The organism is Geodermatophilus marinus (assembly GCF_003428645.1).
Taxonomy (GTDB): domain Bacteria; phylum Actinomycetota; class Actinomycetes; order Mycobacteriales; family Geodermatophilaceae; genus Geodermatophilus.
In genome coordinates this window covers 18,251-34,427 of sequence record NZ_QVQH01000006.1, presented here as the reverse complement: position 1 = coordinate 34,427, position 16,177 = coordinate 18,251, and the positions used below count along the sequence as shown (strand labels likewise).

Annotated in this window: 13 protein-coding genes; 5 read left to right on the top strand and 8 right to left on the bottom strand. The window is 76.6% G+C overall.

Annotated features, from left to right (window positions below; all coding sequences use genetic code 11):
- Positions 1 to 8 precede the first annotated feature (8 nt).
- Positions 9 to 542 carry a PH domain-containing protein gene (locus tag D0Z06_RS08700; RefSeq protein ID WP_117376988.1) on the bottom strand — a complete coding sequence of 178 codons (534 nt, stop codon included), beginning with the start codon at positions 540 to 542 and terminating at the stop codon, positions 9 to 11.
- 33 nt (positions 543 to 575) lie between these two features.
- Positions 576 to 1,415: a biotin--[acetyl-CoA-carboxylase] ligase gene (locus tag D0Z06_RS08695; RefSeq protein WP_117376987.1), complete on the bottom strand. Its 840-nt coding sequence runs from the start codon at positions 1,413 to 1,415 to the stop codon at positions 576 to 578.
- A gap of 101 nt (positions 1,416 to 1,516) precedes the next feature.
- Between D0Z06_RS08695 and D0Z06_RS08690 the strand changes: the two genes are divergently transcribed.
- From D0Z06_RS08690 to D0Z06_RS08680, 3 genes are all read left to right on the top strand, one after another.
- Positions 1,517 to 3,145 carry an acyl-CoA carboxylase subunit beta gene (locus D0Z06_RS08690; RefSeq protein WP_117376986.1) on the top strand — a complete coding sequence of 543 codons (1,629 nt, stop codon included), beginning with the start codon at positions 1,517 to 1,519 and terminating at the stop codon, positions 3,143 to 3,145.
- A gap of 142 nt (positions 3,146 to 3,287) precedes the next feature.
- On the top strand, positions 3,288 to 3,509 hold the full coding sequence (locus D0Z06_RS26905; RefSeq protein WP_117376985.1) for an acyl-CoA carboxylase subunit epsilon: 222 nt from the start codon (positions 3,288 to 3,290) through the stop codon (positions 3,507 to 3,509).
- Positions 3,506 to 4,114, top strand: coding sequence for a Maf family protein (locus tag D0Z06_RS08680; RefSeq protein ID WP_117376984.1), 609 nt, complete (start codon positions 3,506 to 3,508; stop codon positions 4,112 to 4,114). The genes D0Z06_RS26905 and D0Z06_RS08680 overlap by 4 nt, the downstream gene beginning before the upstream one ends.
- A 93-nt stretch (positions 4,115 to 4,207) precedes the next feature.
- On the opposite strand, the gene D0Z06_RS08675 is transcribed toward D0Z06_RS08680, so the two are convergent.
- Positions 4,208 to 4,981, bottom strand: coding sequence for an FkbM family methyltransferase (locus D0Z06_RS08675; protein ID WP_117376983.1), 774 nt, complete (start codon positions 4,979 to 4,981; stop codon positions 4,208 to 4,210).
- Positions 4,982 to 5,106: 125 nt separating this feature from the next.
- Between D0Z06_RS08675 and D0Z06_RS08670 the strand changes: the two genes are divergently transcribed.
- Positions 5,107 to 6,864 (top strand): acetyl/propionyl/methylcrotonyl-CoA carboxylase subunit alpha, encoded by a 1,758-nt coding sequence (locus D0Z06_RS08670; protein ID WP_117377141.1) that lies wholly within the window; start codon positions 5,107 to 5,109, stop codon positions 6,862 to 6,864.
- 51 nt (positions 6,865 to 6,915) lie between these two features.
- On the opposite strand, the gene D0Z06_RS08665 is transcribed toward D0Z06_RS08670, so the two are convergent.
- The 4 genes from D0Z06_RS08665 to D0Z06_RS08650 form a co-directional block, all read right to left on the bottom strand.
- Positions 6,916 to 9,930, bottom strand: coding sequence for a hypothetical protein (locus D0Z06_RS08665; protein ID WP_117376982.1), 3,015 nt, complete (start codon positions 9,928 to 9,930; stop codon positions 6,916 to 6,918).
- 77 nt (positions 9,931 to 10,007) lie between these two features.
- Positions 10,008 to 10,967 (bottom strand): SGNH/GDSL hydrolase family protein, encoded by a 960-nt coding sequence (locus tag D0Z06_RS08660; RefSeq protein ID WP_117376981.1) that lies wholly within the window; start codon positions 10,965 to 10,967, stop codon positions 10,008 to 10,010.
- A 134-nt stretch (positions 10,968 to 11,101) separates the two neighbouring features.
- Complete coding sequence (locus D0Z06_RS08655; RefSeq protein ID WP_158579921.1) at positions 11,102 to 12,862, bottom strand: reprolysin-like metallopeptidase; 1,761 nt, start codon at positions 12,860 to 12,862, stop codon at positions 11,102 to 11,104.
- A gap of 161 nt (positions 12,863 to 13,023) precedes the next feature.
- Positions 13,024 to 14,430, bottom strand: a complete 1,407-nt coding sequence (locus D0Z06_RS08650; protein WP_117376979.1) for an NAD(P)H-quinone dehydrogenase — start codon at positions 14,428 to 14,430, stop codon at positions 13,024 to 13,026.
- Positions 14,431 to 14,546: 116 nt separating this feature from the next.
- On the opposite strand from D0Z06_RS08650, the gene D0Z06_RS08645 reads away from it, so the two are divergent.
- Positions 14,547 to 15,020, top strand: coding sequence for a gamma-glutamylcyclotransferase (locus D0Z06_RS08645; protein ID WP_117376978.1), 474 nt, complete (start codon positions 14,547 to 14,549; stop codon positions 15,018 to 15,020).
- Positions 15,021 to 15,110: 90 nt separating this feature from the next.
- Here the strand turns inward: D0Z06_RS08645 and D0Z06_RS08640 are convergent, their stop codons facing one another.
- Positions 15,111 to 16,019 (bottom strand): endonuclease domain-containing protein, encoded by a 909-nt coding sequence (locus tag D0Z06_RS08640; protein WP_117376977.1) that lies wholly within the window; start codon positions 16,017 to 16,019, stop codon positions 15,111 to 15,113.
- Positions 16,020 to 16,177 lie beyond the last annotated feature (158 nt).

The window sequence follows — 16,177 nt, the reverse complement described above, 5'->3', positions numbered from 1 at the left end:
GGCGCGCGTCAGAGGCGGGCGGTCGGGTGCCCGGCGCCGGGCCACGCCCGCCGGTCGGCGTCCTCCTCGACCACGTGCGCGAGCAGCTGCGCGACGCCGTCGCTGTCCGGGATGCGGTGCAGGACGGTCGGCCCGGCGTCGCCGGTCGACTCGATCGTGAGCGTGCCGGAGCCCAGCACCCGCTCCCACAGCGTCTGCCGGTAGGAGACGTCGGTGATCCGGGACAGGCCGATGTCCCGGCCGTGCCGGGACAGCACGCCCTCCCGGAACAGCAGCCGGTGGGTGGTGATCACGTAGTGCGTGCACCGCCGGCGCAGCAGCGGGCCGGCCACGAACACGGCCACGAGGGCGGCGGCGACGCCGAGCAGGACCAGCCGGGTCGCGCCCTGGGCGTCGCCGGCCGGGACGAGCGCGGCCGCGTACGAGGCCCCGCCCACGACGAGGAAGAGGAGGGCCAGCGGACGGGCCACGGTGGACCAGTGCGGGTGCAGGTGCCGGACGACCTCCTCGTCGTCGGCCAGCAGCTTGTCGGGGTAGGGCACGCCCGACAGGATCGCCCGGCGCCGGCCCCGGGGTCAGGAGCCGGGCGCGCGTGTCCGCACGTGGCGGACGTCGCCGCTGGCCAGCGCCACGGTCCCCTCCGGGCCCCGGACCACCAGCCGGCCGTCCCAGTCGACCGACTCCGCCGTGCCCGCGCGCGCCGAGCCGTCGGGCAGGGTGACCTCCACCTCGGCGCCGACGGTCGAGCACCAGGCCAGGTAGTCGCGGGCCAGCCCGGTGCCCACCGGGTCGCCGAGCGCGGCGACCCAGTCGAGGTAGCGGCGCTCCAGCCCGCGAAGGAAGGCCAGCAGCAGCGCGCCGCGGTCGACCGGCCCCGCACCGGCCAGCGCCAGCGACGTCCCGCCCTCGGGCAGCTCGCCGGCCTGCGTGGAGACGTTGAGCCCCACCCCGACCACGACCGCGCCGGAGGCGGCCTCGGCGAGGATCCCGGCCAGCTTCGCCCCGTCGGCGTCGAGCAGGTCGTTGGGCCACTTGAGCGAGGCCCGGACCGGCGTCGACCCGGTCACCGCCTCGGCGAGGGCGACCCCGGTGAGCAGGGGCAACCACCCGCGCCGGGCCGCCGGCACGTCGGGGCGCAGGAGCACCGAGACGGTCAGCCCGGCACGCGGCGGGGACACCCAGACCCGGTCCAGCCGCCCGCGGCCGGCCGCCTGGTGCTCGGCCACCAGGGCCGCGCCCTCCTCGGCGTCGTCGGCCGCGGCGGCGAGCAGCTCGGCGTTGGTGGACCCGATCTCCTCGGTGACCTCCAGCGAGCGCCACAGCCGGCTGCCGCCGGTCAGCTCCGCCGCGAGGGCCGGCCCGTCGAGCGGCGGGCGGGCGGGACCTGCCGAGGGGGACGGCGTCGCTTCCGGCACTCCCCTACGCTACGGAACCCGTGAGCCGGCTGGCGAGCTCACCCCCGGACGTCAGTGCCGCGATTCGCGGCCCCACGAGCGCCAGCGAGGAGGACCCACCCGTGAGCGCGGCCGAACTCGAGAGCGCGGGCGACCACGTCCCCGACGACATCGACATCCACACCACCGCGGGCAAGCTCGCCGACTTCGAGCGGCGGGTCGAGGAGGCCACGCACGCCGGCTCCGAGCGGGCGGTGGCCAAGCAGCACGCCGCCGGGAAGATGACCGCCCGCGAGCGGATCGAGGCGCTGCTGGACCCGGGCTCGTTCACCGAGCTCGACGAGTTCGCCCGGCACCGCTCCACCAACTTCGGCATGGCCGACCGGCGGCCGTTCGGCGACGGCGTGGTCACCGGCTACGGCACCGTCGACGGCCGCCCGGTCTGCGTCTTCTCCCAGGACGTCACCGTGTTCGGCGGCAGCCTCGGCGAGGTCTACGGCGAGAAGATCGTCAAGGTGCTGGACCTGGCGATGCGCAACGGCTGCCCGGTCATCGGCATCAACGAGGGCGGCGGCGCGCGGATCCAGGAGGGGGTGGTCTCCCTCGGCCTCTACGGGGAGATCTTCCAGCGCAACGTGCTGGCCTCCGGGGTGATCCCGCAGATCTCGCTGGTCATGGGCGCGGCCGCGGGCGGGCACGTGTACTCCCCGGCGCTCACCGACTTCGTGGTGATGGTCGACGAGACCAGCCAGATGTTCATCACCGGCCCCGACGTGGTGAAGACGGTCACCGGTGAGGACGTCACCCTCGAGGAGCTCGGCGGGGCGCGCACGCACAACACCAAGTCCGGCGTCGCGCACTACCTGGCCGCCGACGAGGCCGACGCGCTGGACTACGTCAAGGCGCTGCTGTCCTACCTGCCGTCCAACAACCTCGACCCGCTGCCGGCCGTGGAGCAGGCCCCGGCCGCCACCGCGCTGCCCGGGGCGCTGACCGACACCGACGCCGAGCTCGACGCGTTCATCCCGGACTCGGCCAACACCCCCTACGACATGCGCACCGTGATCGAGCACGTCCTCGACGACGGCGAGTTCCTCGAGGTGCAGGCGCTGTTCGCGCCCAACATCGTGGTCGGCTTCGGCCGGGTCGAGGGCCGGCCGGTGGGCGTGGTCGCCAACCAGCCCACGCAGTTCGCCGGCACCCTGGACATCGACGCCTCCGAGAAGGCCGCCCGCTTCGTGCGCACCTGCGACGCGTTCAACGTCCCGGTGCTGACCTTCGTCGACGTGCCCGGCTTCCTGCCCGGCACGCAGCAGGAGTGGGACGGCATCATCCGCCGCGGCGCCAAGCTGATCTACGCCTACGGCGAGGCCACGGTCCCCAAGATCACCGTGATCACCCGCAAGGCCTACGGCGGCGCCTACGACGTCATGGGCTCCAAGCACCTGGGTGCCGACCTCAACCTGGCCTGGCCAACCGCGCAGATCGCCGTCATGGGCGCGCAGGGCGCGGTGAACATCCTCTACCGGCGCGAGCTCGCCGACGCCGCCGACCCCGAGGCCCGCCGCGCCGAGCTGATCACCGAGTACGAGGACGCCCTGCTGTCCCCCTACATCGCCGCCGACCGCGGCTACGTCGACCAGGTGATCCGCCCCTCGGAGACCCGGGTCGAGATCACCAAGGCCCTGCGGCTGCTGGCCAACAAGCGCCAGACCCTGCCGCCGAAGAAGCACGGCAACATCCCGCTGTGACATCGTCGTCCTCCGGACGACCACCGCGGCCAGGGAGCGTCCCCGGCGTGCGCGGAGCCGCTGCACGTCGTTCGTCGGGGGACCCTCCGGGCCCCCGCTCCTCACGACCGCTCCCGCGGCTCGTCCCGAACGATTGGCACCGATGAACGACAGCGCACCGCAGCGCCCGCTCCTGCGGGTCCTCCGCGGGGAACCCTCGGCGGAGGAGCTCGCCGCCCTCACCGTCGTCCTCGCCGCGCTCGCCCGTCCCCGCCCGCGCCGCCGCCCGGCACCGGTCGGGGCGTGGGGCTGGGCGGGGCACGCCCACCGGCGGGCCCTGCACGCCGGCCCGGGCGGCTGGCGGGCCTCCGGGTGGAACGCGTGAGCGGGGTCCGCCGGCTGGTCCTGGGCTCGGCGTCCCCGGCCCGCCTGGCCCTTCTGCGGCAGGCCGGCCTGGCACCCGAGGTGGTGGTCAGCGAGGTCGACGAGTCCGCCGTCCGCGCACCCCGGGTCGGCGAACAGGTGGCCCTGCTCGCGGCCGCCAAGGCGGGGGCCGTGGCCGCGCGGGAGACCGACGCGCTGGTCGTCGGCGCCGACTCGCTGCTGGAGTTCCGCGGCCGGCCGATGGGCAAGCCGGCGGACGTGCAGGAGGCCCGGGACCGGTGGCAGCGGATGGGCGGCCGCAGCGGGGTGCTGCACACCGGGCAGGCGCTGTTCGACGTCCAGGACGGCAGGGTGGTCAGCCGCGACGTCGCCGTCGTCTCCACGACCGTGCACTTCGCCCAGCCGACACCGCGGGAGCTCGAGGCCTACCTGGCCACCGGGGAGCCGCTGGCCGTCGCCGGGGCCTTCACCCTCGACGGGCTCGGCGCGCCCTTCGTGCGGCGGGTGGACGGCGACCCGGCCGCCGTGGTGGGGCTGTCCCTGGCGACCCTGCGCACCCAGCTGGCCAAGCGCGGGCTCTCCCTCACCGACCTCTGGCGCCGGTAGCCGGCCGCCCCGGGGCTTCGCCGTCCCCCTGCCGGCCGTTCCGGCGGCAGGGATGTCCTGGAGGGGGACGACGATGCCGAGCCGGGGTTCGTGTCAGCCGGCAGCCGGCGCCGGACGGCGGTCGGGGCCGGCCCCCGGCGCGAGCGCCAGGCAGTCGCAGTCGTCGGTGGACGCCCGCAGCCAGTCGGTGGCCTCCGCCGCGGTCATGGGCCGGCGGGACACCCAGTCGGGGCGCTCGGCCACCCGGACGTAGAACTCGCCGTACCCCCGTGCCGCCAGGGTCTCGAGCACGTCGAACGCCCCCGGCCGGTTGACCTCGAAGAAGACGCTCGGGCGGGCCGAGGCCAGCCCCCGGACGACACCGTGCTCGTGGCCCTCGACGTCGATCTTCACCAGGACCGGGGTGCCGTGCTCGGCCACGAGGGCGTCCAGCGTCTGCAGCGGGACGACGATGGTGTCGTTCCACTCCAGCTCCGCACCGGGTCCGCCGGCGCCCTCCGCCCGCGCCTCCTCCAGCGTGGCCAGGGCGTCGGCCGTCGTGCAGTACAGCGTGGCCTCGCCCGGGTGGTCGGAGACCGCCGTCGCGACCACGGTGACGTCCGGGTCGGAGCCGAAGCGCCGGCGCAGGTGGTCCCCCAGCCGGGGCTGCGGCTCGACGGCGACCACCCGCGCCCCGAGGTCGCGGAACGCGCCGGTGAACTCGCCGATGTTGGCCCCGACGTCGAAGACCAGGTCCCCGGGCCGCACCAGCTCGGCGAACAGGCGGCGCTGGTTCCGGCGCGTGCCGACCACCTTCCGGCCGACGTTGCGGAGGTGGAAGTACACCCCGGGGAGGCGGGTGAGCAGGAACCGGTGGGCGGCCAGCATGGCGGAAGGCTAGCGGCCGGCCGGCGCCCCGGCCCCCCGGTCGACACCCCCCGGCCACGGACACCGCGAGGGCCGCCCGGGCGGCACGCACTACCCTCCGATCGGTTCCCCACAGAGGAGGCGTGGTGCAGAAGGTCCTCATCGCCAACCGCGGAGAGATCGCCGTGCGGGTCGCCCGCGCGTGCCGGGACGCCGGGCTGACCAGCGTCGCCGTCTACGCCGAGCCGGACCGGGACGCGCTGCACGTCCGGGCCGCCGACGAGGCCTTCGCGCTCGGCGGGACGACGCCCGGCGACTCCTACCTGGTGATCGACAAGGTCCTCGACGCCGCGAAGCGGTCCGGCGCCGACGCCGTCCACCCCGGCTACGGCTTCCTGTCCGAGAACGCCGGGTTCGCCCAGGCGGTCATCGACGCCGGGCTGACCTGGATCGGCCCCTCGCCGCAGTCGATCATCGACCTCGGCGACAAGGTCGCCGCCCGGCACATCGCCACCCGCGCCGGCGCCCCGCTGGTGCCGGGCACCACCGACCCGGTCTCCGGCGCCGACGAGGTCGTCGCCTTCGCCCGGGAGCACGGCCTGCCCGTCGCGATCAAGGCCGCGTTCGGCGGCGGCGGGCGCGGGCTGAAGGTGGCCCGCACGCTGGAGGAGATCCCCGAGCTGTTCGACTCCGCGGTGCGCGAGGCGGTGTCGGCCTTCGGCCGCGGCGAGTGCTTCGTCGAGCGGTTCCTGGACAAGCCGCGGCACGTCGAGGCGCAGGTGCTGGCCGACACGCACGGCACCGTGGTCGTCGTCGGCACCCGCGACTGCTCGCTGCAGCGGCGCAACCAGAAGCTGGTCGAGGAGGCCCCCGCCCCCTTCCTGACCGACGAGCAGCGGGCCCGCATCCACTCCTCGGCCAAGGCGATCTGCGCCGAGGCCGGCTACCACGGCGCCGGCACGGTCGAGTACCTCGTCGGCACCGACGGGTCGATCTCCTTCCTCGAGGTCAACACCCGGCTGCAGGTCGAGCACCCCGTCTCCGAGGAGACCAGCGGCATCGACCTGGTCCGCCAGCAGTTCCGCATCGCCGAGGGCCTGCCGCTGGAGATCACCGAGGACCCGACCCCGCGCGGGCACAGCATCGAGTTCCGGATCAACGCCGAGGACGCCGGCCGCAACTTCATGCCCGCCCCCGGCCCGGTCACCCGGCTGGAGATCCCCCAGGGCCCGGGCGTGCGCTGGGACTCCGGCGTCGAGACCGGCGGCGAGGTCGCCGGGGCCTTCGACTCGATGCTGGCCAAGCTGATCGTCACCGGCGCCACCCGCACCGAGGCGCTGCAGCGGGCCCGCCGCGCCCTGGACGAGCTGGTGGTGGAGGGCATGCCCACGGTCGTGCCGTTCCACCGCGCCGTCGTCCGGGACGACGCCTTCACCACCGAGCCGTTCACGGTGCACACCCGGTGGATCGAGACCGAGTGGGACAACCGGGTCGAGCCCTGGGTCGCCGTCCCGGCCGAGGGCGCGGAGGAGGAGCCGCGGCAGACCGTGGTCGTCGAGGTCGGCGGGCGGCGGCTGGAGGTCTCGCTGCCGGCCGGGCTGGCCGCCGGCGGCGCCCCGGCCGGTGCGGGCGGCGCCACGGCGCGCAGGCGCGGCGGCGGCCACGGCGGCTCGGCGGCCTCCGGCGACGCGTTGACCTCCCCGATGCAGGGCACCATCGTCAAGGTCGCCGTCGAGGACGGCGCCAGCGTCGAGGCCGGCGACCTCGTGGTCGTGCTCGAGGCGATGAAGATGGAGCAGCCCATCACCGCGCACAAGGCCGGGACGGTGACCGGGCTGTCCGCCGAGGTCGGCGCCACCGTCGGCAGCGGCGCGGTCATCTGCACCATCGGCGACGAGGGCTGACCGGCGCGGGGGACGGCGTCACCGCACCGCCGTCCCCCGCGCCCCCGCCCGTCAGGTGCGGCGGACCAGCCCCTCCCCCAGCGACCAGGTGAGGGTGCCGCCCTGGAAGTGCTGGACGACGACGTCGTCCCCCGAGCGGAACGGCTGCCCGACCGGGTAGGCCAGGCTCCCGTCCTGGCCGCCGGCCGCCAGCCAGGAGGACCGGATCTCCCCGGTGACCGAGTGCGCCCCGGCCGCCGGTGACCAGGCGACCGTGCCGCCGCTGAAGTCCTGCAGGCAGCCCCCGCCGCGCAGCCCGCACCGCTCGTCACCCGTCGGGTAGCCCAGCGGCCCGTTCTCCAGCCGCGCCGCCTCCCAGCGCGCGCGGACGGCGCCGCGGACGACGGCCGGCGGGGTGCGGGCGCTGTCGTAGATCGAGCCCCGCTCGAAGAGTTGGTAGCACCCGCCGTCGCGCAGGCCGCAGGTGGTGTCGGTGAGCGGGTGGCCGACGCCGGCCAGGCCGCCGGTGGCGTCCCAGTGGGTGAGGACCCCGCCGCGCAGGGCCCGGGCGCCGAGCACCGGCGACCAGACGACCGCCCCGCCGGTGAACTGCTGCCGGCAGCCTCCGCCGCGCAGCCCGCACCGCTCGTCGCCGGCCGGGTAGCCCAGCGGCCCGTACTCGGACCCGGTGCGCTGCCAGTGCTCCCGGATGCCGCCGCGCACGACGCTGGCCGCGGACCCGGCGCTGGCGTACAGCGAGCCGCCCTGGAAGACCTGGTAGCACCCCCGGTCGGGCAACCCGCACATCGTGTCGCTCACCGGGTAGCCGGCGGCCGCGGTCCGGGAGCTCGTCCAGCGGGGCAGGATGCCCGCGCGCACGACGCGCGCCCCGGTCGCCGGGGACCAGACCAGTGCGCCGCCGGTGAAGCTCTGCCAGCAGCCCCCGCCGGCCAGGCCGCAGCGCTCGTCACCCGTCGGGTAGCCCAGAACCCCGTTCTCCGAGCGCAGGGCCTGCCACCGCTCCCGGATGCCGCCCAGGACGACCGCCGGCGCGGTGTCCCTGCTCGTGAAGAACCACCCTTTCTGGAAGCCCTGGTAGCAGCCGTCGGCGACCAGCCCGCACAGCGTGTCGGTCACGGGGTAGCCCACGGCGCTGCGGTGGGCGCCGCGGCGCTTCCACTCGTCGTGGATCGCGCCGTGCACCAGTCGCGCCCCGGTGCGCGGTGACCAGAAGATCGCGCCGCGCTCGAACGTGCGGCGGCAGCCGTCACCGGCCAGCCCGCAGCTCTCCGCGGACGTCGGGTACCCGAGCGGGCCGTCCGGCCCCCCGGAGCGGTCGTAGGCGGTGCTGATCGCCGTGGCCGGGACCGTCGGGGGCACCCCGCGGGTGATGCGCACCCGGGCCCCGGCGGCCGACACGCCCTCGACGGTGATCCGCAGGTCGCCGCCGGAGACGTCCACCGCGCGGCCGACCGGCAGGGCGACGCGCGTGTCCCCCGTCCACCCGGCGTAGGCCGACGGCGTGCCGTCGAGCAGGACCGAGGTGTCCGGCTGACCGGCCGCGCGCCGCAGCTGCACCCCGGAGTCGAGGCCGTAGCGGTTGGCGGCGGTGGCCAGCCAGGCGTCCCGGCCGGTGGGCGCCCGGTGCTCCAGCCAGTAGGCCACGCCCTTCTCGTCGGTCAGCCGCACGGCGCGGGTCCCCGTGCCCCCGGCCAGCGGGGCCAGGGTCAGCGCGACCGGCGAGGAGGGGACCGCGAGGGACTGCTGGGCCTCGGCCGGCAGGAGCCCGAGCCGCGCGGCCTGCGCGGCGTTGAGCGAGCCGAGCTCGTCCCAGGAGACGCCCATGACGTCCCAGAGGTCGCGGTAACCCTGCAGCTCGCACCGGCCGCTCTCGACCGCGGCGTCGCACTGCAGGGCCGAGGAGTGCCCGAGCCCGAAGTTGTGGCCGAACTCGTGGGCGAGCACGGAGGTGCCCGTTCCCCGCACGTAGAGGCGGCCGCCCGAGGCCGGCGAGCTCCCGACGGTGGCCAGACCGTAGGCGCAGCTGGACTGGGTGGCCGGGGTGCTGCTGACGTAGAGCAGCAGGTGCTTGCCGGGGCCCTCGGTGAAGCCGACGGCGGCGGCGACCTCGGCCCACAGCGCGGACGGCGTCGAGCACCCGGCGTCGGCCTCCCGCCAGGTGTGCTGGGCGGTGACCCCGAGCCGGATCGCCCCGCTGCTCTGCTCGGCCCAGAAGTCGGCCACGGGCCCGTCGACGGCGGCCACCACCCGGTCCAGCGTCATGGCGTCCTGCTGGCCCCCGGCCGGCACGACCATCGCCACTGTCACCTCGTTGGTGACGGTGGCGGCGGGCAGCACCGGCTCCTGCGGCGCCGGCTCCGCCTCCTGCACGACCTCGGCGGCCAGGACGTCCCGGGCCGGGGCCAGCCCGTCCTCCCGGGCCGGCTCGTCGGTCACCTCCCGGCCGAGCACCACCTCGACGGTGGCCCCGGCCGGCAGCGCGGGCCCGGTCTCCGCCGCCGCGGTGGCCTCCTCCCCGACGAAGCCGGCGAGGTCGTCGACCGGGAGCCGCACGCTGGCACCCGCGGGCGTCTCGACCCAGGTGAGCGGCCCCTCGTGGGCGTGCTCGCGGGCCTCGTCGGGGTCCTCGTGCTCGGGCCAGGCCACGACCAGCTCGCCCACGACCGTCGTCCCCGGCGCGCTCGGCACGGTCGGCGTCCCGGCGGGACCGCCGGCCTCGGTCACCCCGGCGGTCGGGGTGGGGTCCGCGGCCGGGGCGGGGTCCGCGGCCGGGGCGGGGTCCGCGGTGGGCGCGGGGTCCGCGGTGGGCGCGGGGTCGGCGGCGCCCGGGGCCTCCGTGGGCGCGGGCGCGGCGGACGAGGGGGTCGTGGCCCCGGTGGGGTCCCCGGCGTCCCCGCCGCCGGTCGCGGCCTCCTCCGCCGGGGCGGACGAGGGCGGGGCCGTGGGCGCGGGGGTCTCGTCCCCGGCGGACGCCGTGGCCGGTGCGGTGAGCACGAGCAGGACGGCCGCCGGGACGGCGAGCACTGCCCGGGCGCGGTGCGGGCGGGAGCGACGGGGGAAGGGCACGCGGACTCCTGTGCGAAGGGGCTGCTGCGTCATCGGCAGTCCGGGGCGCGCCCCGCACCCCCGCCGGCCGGGCCTCCTCAGACCCAGCGGCACCCCAGCGCGGTGAACTGGCCCCGGCTGTCCACGAGGTCGAGGCACACGACGCGCCCGCGGTGCTCGGCGCCGATGGTGTGGCTGAAGGCCCGGCCGGACGCCGTCTGCGCCCAGATGTCGGCGCTGGGCCGGTCCACCGGCACGCGGGCGTGGTGCCGCCAGTCGACGCGCACGTTGACCGCCACCGGCGCCTGCGGGTGCGGTACGCGCCCGGCGCCCCAGCCGTCGAGCCGGACCGGGCCGGTCCGGCGCGTGTCCTCGTACCACCAGCCCACCGGGGCCGTGCTCCCGGGCACGGCCGGCGCGCCGGTCTGGATCAACCGGTTGCGGGCCATCTGGCACCCCTCGCGGTAGGTGGCCAGGTGCACGCCGTCGGAGAGCAGGACGCCGGGGTCGGCCCGCGAGAAGGCCTCCCAGTCGATGAGCTTGAGGTTGGGCCAGCGGTCGGTCGCCAGCCGCAGCTCCAGGTTGAACGCGTCGACCATGCCCTGGTGGGGCGGGTTGTGGATGGTGAACCACTGCACCGGCCGGCCCCGCGACTGCTGCATGAACCAGTCGACGTTGTCCCGCCACTCGGCCACCGAGACGAACTTGACATCGTTGGTGCCGAGCGCGAGGACCAGCGACCCGGCGTCGCGGAACCAGAGCCGCTCCTCCTCGACGGAGGACTCGGTGACCGTCCAGCGCGGCCAGCCCGACCCCGTGCCGTCCAGCCTCCCGCGCATGTCCCCGGCGGTCGCACCCGGCCAGGCGATGTAGCCGAGGGAGCGCCAGCCCATGCCGAAGTCCTGGCGGCACTGCTCGAGCAGCGAGTCGCCGATGGCGAACACGTACGGGTTGGCCCCCTGCCACGCCACGCGGGGGAGGTCACCGGCCGCCGCGGGCGCCGCGCGCACCGCCGCCAGCCCGCTCAGCGCCAGTGCGCACAGCACCACGACCAGCACGCCCCGCCCGACGGACAGCCCCCGTCGACCGCACGACCGCACCGCTCCGCCCCCCGTCTCGGCTCCCGCGCCACCCTCTCCCCGCACTTCCGGATCCAGCCGGTCCGACACACGGGCAGTGACCTTGCTGTGACTCAGCGCCGCCGACGGGCCGTGCGGAGCACCGCGGACAGCACCGCTGCGCCGGCCAGCGCCGATACCGCGGCGAGCAGGGCCGTCCGGCCGGTCCCGCCCGCCGGGTCGGCGAGGGCGGCCGGCTCCACCGGCACGGGCCCGCGGGCGGCCACCCCGGCCGCCACCGCGTCCACGCCGGCCCGGTCCTCCGCCGCCCCGGTGGCGGGGTCCTCCGCCGCCCCGGCGGCGGGGTCCTCGGCCGACCCGGCGGCCGTGCCCGCGGCCGGCCCCGGCCCGGCCGCGGGTGCGGTCCCCCCGCCGGGCGCGGCCGGTGCCGCCACCGCGTCGGGGACCGCGGCCAGCACGGAGGGGCCGGCCGGCGCCGGTTCCGGCAGCGGGGTGGTCGGGTCGGCGACGGGGGCGCCGGTCACGGTGACCGTGGCCCCGGCGGCGTCGACCTCCTGCACCGTCACGGTGAGGTCGCCGCCGGAGACCGGCACCGGAACCCCCACGGGGAGGGCGGTGTGCAGGTCGGCGTCCCACCCGGTGGCGGCCGACGGGGTGCCGTCGAGCAGCAGCGAGGTGTCGGGCATCGGGCCCGCGCGGCGCAGCAGGACGCCGGGCTGGAGGCCGAACGGGTCCGCCGGGGTCCCGAGCCACGCGTCCCGGCCGGTCGCCGCGCGGTGCTCCAGCCAGTACGTGACGCCCTCCGGGTCGGTGAGCCGCGCGGCCCGCGTGCCCGACTCCCCGGACCACGGCGCGAGGGTGAGCGTGGTGGAGGAGGCCCCGGTGACCGCGGCGACCGCCGCGTCCGGCAGCACCCCCAGGGCGGCGGCCTGGACGGCGTTGAGCGAGCCGAGCCGGCTCCACGAGGCGCCCATGACGTCGTAGTAGTCGCGGTAGGCCGCGGTGCGGCACGAGCCGGCCTCCACCTCGCCGTCGCACTGCCGGGCCGAGGAGTGCCCGAGGCCGAGGTTGTGGCCGAGCTCGTGGGCGATGACCGAGGGCAGCACCTCGCTGATGTAGAGCCGGCCACCGGCCGCCGGCCCCGCACCCACCTCGGCCATGGCCCAGCTGCAGCCGGCCGCGGCCGCGCCGCCGAGGTGGACCAGCAGGTGCCGGCCGGGCGCGGCGGAGAAGCCGACGGCCGCGGCGACCTCGTCCCACAGCGCGGTCGGGCTGGCGCAGCCGGCTCTGGTGTGGACCCAGTCCGCGACGGCGGCGGTGACCCCGAAGCGCAGGGCCCCGCCGGTCTCGCCGGCCCAGAACTCGGCGACCGGGCCGTCGACCGCGTCGACCAGCTCGCGGACCGTGGTGGCGTCGGCCGCGCCGCCGGGCGGCACGGCCCGCACCACGGTCACCTCGTTGGTCACCGCGGCCGTGCGGACCGGGGCCTCCGGGGCGGCCGCCAGCACGTCGGCGGCCAGCAGGTCGCGCGCCGGCTCGTAGCCGTCGCCGGCCGCCTCGTCGGCGACCTCCCCGCCCACGCTGACCGCGACCGTGGCGCCGACCGGGAGCTGCCCGGCGGCCTCGCCGGGCAGCCGGACCGCGCCGCCGTCCTCGGTCGCGACCCAGGTCAGCGGCGTCTCGGCGGCGTGCGCGTGGCCCTCCCCGGCGTCGGCGTCGTGGGCCGTGTCGGCCCACACCTGCACGACCTCGCCGACCACCGTCTCGGCCTGGTCGGCCCGCGCACCGGCCGGGGCCAGGACGACCGGGACGGCGGCGGCCAGCACGAGGGCCCCCAGGGGGCGCCGGCGGCGGGGCGTCGGGGAGGTGCGCATCCCCCCTGGCATCGGCGGGCCGCGCGCCCGTCGGCACCGGCGCCCCCGACTCCAGCCGAACCCGCCGTCACACCCGTCGCACGGCCCCCGTCAGCCCCGGGCGGCCCCGCTGCGGGGGCCGGCCGCGAGCCTGCGAGGGGCGGGGGGCAGAGGGGTCCTCTTCAGGCGAGGGCGTCGGCCCCCATCAGCCGCCGGCCGGCCTCGGTGATCGACCCCGACAGCGAGGGGTAGATCGCGAAGGTGTGCGCCAGGTCGGTCACCGTCAGCCCCTTGGTGACCGCCAGCGCGATCGGCAGGACCAGCTCCGAGGCGCCCGGGGCGACCACGACCCCTCCGACGACCACCCCGGTGGCCTGGCGGGCGAAGAGCTTGACGAAGCCGTCCCGCAGGTCGCTCATCTTGGCCCGCGCGTTGGTGGCCAGCGGCAGCTGGACGACGTCGATCGGCATGTCCTCGGGCAGCGACTTCTCCTGGACCCCGACGGTGGCGATCTCCGGGTGGGTGAAGACGTTGGCCGCCACGGTCTTGAGGCGGATCGGCTGGACGGCCTCGCCCAGCGCGTGCCACATGGCGATCCGGCCCTGCATCGCGGCGACCGAGGCGAGCTGGAAGACCCCGGTGACGTCCCCGGCGGCGTAGACGCCGGGCACCGTCGTCCGGGAGACGCGGTCGACGACCACGTGGCCGCTTTCGGTGAGCTCGACCCCGCAGCGCTCCAGGTTCAGCCCCGCGGTGTTCGGCACCGTGCCGACGGTCATGAGCGCGTGCGAGCCCTCCACGGTGCGCCCGTCGGTGAGCTCGACGACGACGCCCTTCTCCGTGCGCCGGACCGCGGCCGCGCGGCCGCGCTCGGCGATCCGCCCGCCGCGGGACTGGAACACCTGCTCGAGCACCTCGGCGGCGTCGGAGTCCTCCCCGGGCAGGACGCGGTCGCGGGAGGAGACGAGCGTGACGGGCACGCCGGCCTCCAGGTACCCGGAGGCGAACTCGGCGCCCGTGACACCCGAGCCGACGACCACCAGGTGCTCGGGCATCTCGTCGAGGTCGTAGACGTCGCGCCAGTCCAGGATCCGCTCGTGGTCGGGCTCGGCGCCGGGGAGCACCCGCGGGTCGGCCCCCGTCGCGACGAGGACGACGTCCGTGGTCAGCGTCCCGGTCACCGCGCCGTCCCGGTCGACGACCTCGACGCGGTGCTCCACCAGGCCCCGGACGTCGTCGGCCAGCCGGCCCTGCCCGGCGACCACCCGCACGCCCTCGGCGACCAGCCGCGCCTTGATGTCGGCGGACTGGGCGACGGCCAGGCCCTTGACCCGCGAGTTGACCGCGGCGAGGTCCAGGCCGACGGTGGCCGGCTCCGCGCCCTGCACGCCGAGGGACGTCGAGTCGCGGACGGCGGTCATGGCGCCGGCGGAGGCGATGAAGGTCTTGGAGGGCACGCAGTCGGTGAGCACGCTGGCGCCACCGAGGCCGTCCCGCTCGACGACGGTGACCTGCGCACCGAGCGATGCGGCCACCAGGGCGGCCTCGTAGCCGGCGGGGCCGCCGCCGATGATCACGATGCGGGTCATGGGGGTCCTTTGCGCTGCTGCGGGTACGGGTGCGCCGCCCATTCTCCCCGCACGGCGCGGCGGACGTCGGCCACCGGCGGGGTTCCCCCGGACACACGCCCGTAGGCTCGGCGGCGATGGGCCTCTACGCCGCCTACGGGTCGAACATGGACCCCGCGCAGATGCGCCGGCGCTGCCCGGCCTCGCCGCACACCGGCACCGGCTGGATCCGCGGGTGGCGGCTGACGTTCGGCGCCGAGGAGTACGGCTGGGAGGGGGCCCTGGCCACCCTGGTCCCCGACGACCGGCCGCCGCACGACGTCGAGGTCCCCGGCGTGTTCGTCGCGCTCTACGACCTGACCGAGGCCGACGAGCGGGCCCTCGACGCCTGGGAGGGCGCCGACCTGGGCCTGTACCGGAAGCTGCACCTGCGGGTGCACACCCTCGGCGGCGACCTGGTGGCGTACGTCTACGCGCTCGACGCCTTCGAGGGCGGGCTGCCCTCGGCCCGCTACCTGGGGGCGCTGGCCGACGCCGCGGAGTCCGCCGGTGCCCCGGACGACTACCTGGAGGAGCTGCGGACCCGGGAGTGCCGCTCGACCGGCCCCTGACCCCCTCCGCCACCTCACAGCCTCGTCTCCGCCATCATGAAGTCCGGGAAGCGACACACCGGGCAGGAGCGGCGTGTCGGTTCCCGGACTTCATGATCGCCACGAGCCGGGCGGCAGACCCAGAGCCCGGGCGGTGACCGCCACCATCTCCCGGTGCGCGCGGTAGACGTCGTAACCGGTGAAGTGCAGCAGCGTCCACCCGTGCTCGGTCAGCCAGTTGTGCCGGCGCCGGTCGTCCCGGAGCTGCTCCGGCGTCATGTGCGCCTCCTGGCCGTCGAACTCGGCGCCCACCTGCTCTCGTTCCCAGCCGACGTCCAGGTACCGGCTGCGGCCACCCACCGGGACCGCCACCTGCAGGTCCGGCGGCGGCAGCCGGGCGTCGAGGAACCGCCACCGCATGCGCGACTCCATCGGGGAGTCGACCCGCGGGTCCGCGTACGGCACCAGACCACGAAGCCGGACCACCTGCCGGAGCCCGCCCTGCGCCTGCGCTGCCGCGGTGAGCTGGTCCTTCGTGCAGGTCCCCGACCGGAGGGCGGCGTCCAGGGTGGCCAGCCCGTCGATCGGCGGGGTCAGGCGGACGACGTCGCACGCGGTCCGGGCCGCCGGCGTGCACCAGACCCCGTCGACGAGGACGGCGTCGTCCGTACCGAGCGAGGAGGGGTGCACCTGGATCCCGGGCAGCCGCCGGTTGACGAGCGCCGCCGGCCCGAGGAAGTGCAGCGTCGGGTTCCCGAGCACGTCGAAGCCCCGGACGGACGCCGCCGTCGAGTGGCAGGCGACCAGGTCGCCACCGACCGCCAGCGCCGCTGCCCGGACCGTCAGCGCCGGCGAGTCGGGCAGCTCGCCGTCCACCAGGACGCCGCGCCACCGGCTCCGGCGCCACCGGCCGGACCTCACGAGCCGACGGACCTCGGTGTCACCGCAGTGGTCGAGCGCCTGCGCGGTCGAGAAGACCCCGCCCTGGGCGGCGACGAGGCGGTAGAACGCGAAGTCCACGGCGGGCAGCCTCGGAGCCGGGCCGGTGCACCGGCGGCCCGGCGAGCGACCTGTGGACCCGGCCTGGGCCTGTGGACGCCGCGACGATCACCAGGTCCGGGATGCCACACACCGGGCGCGACCGGCGTGGCGGTTCCCGGACTTCGTGATCGCGGCCG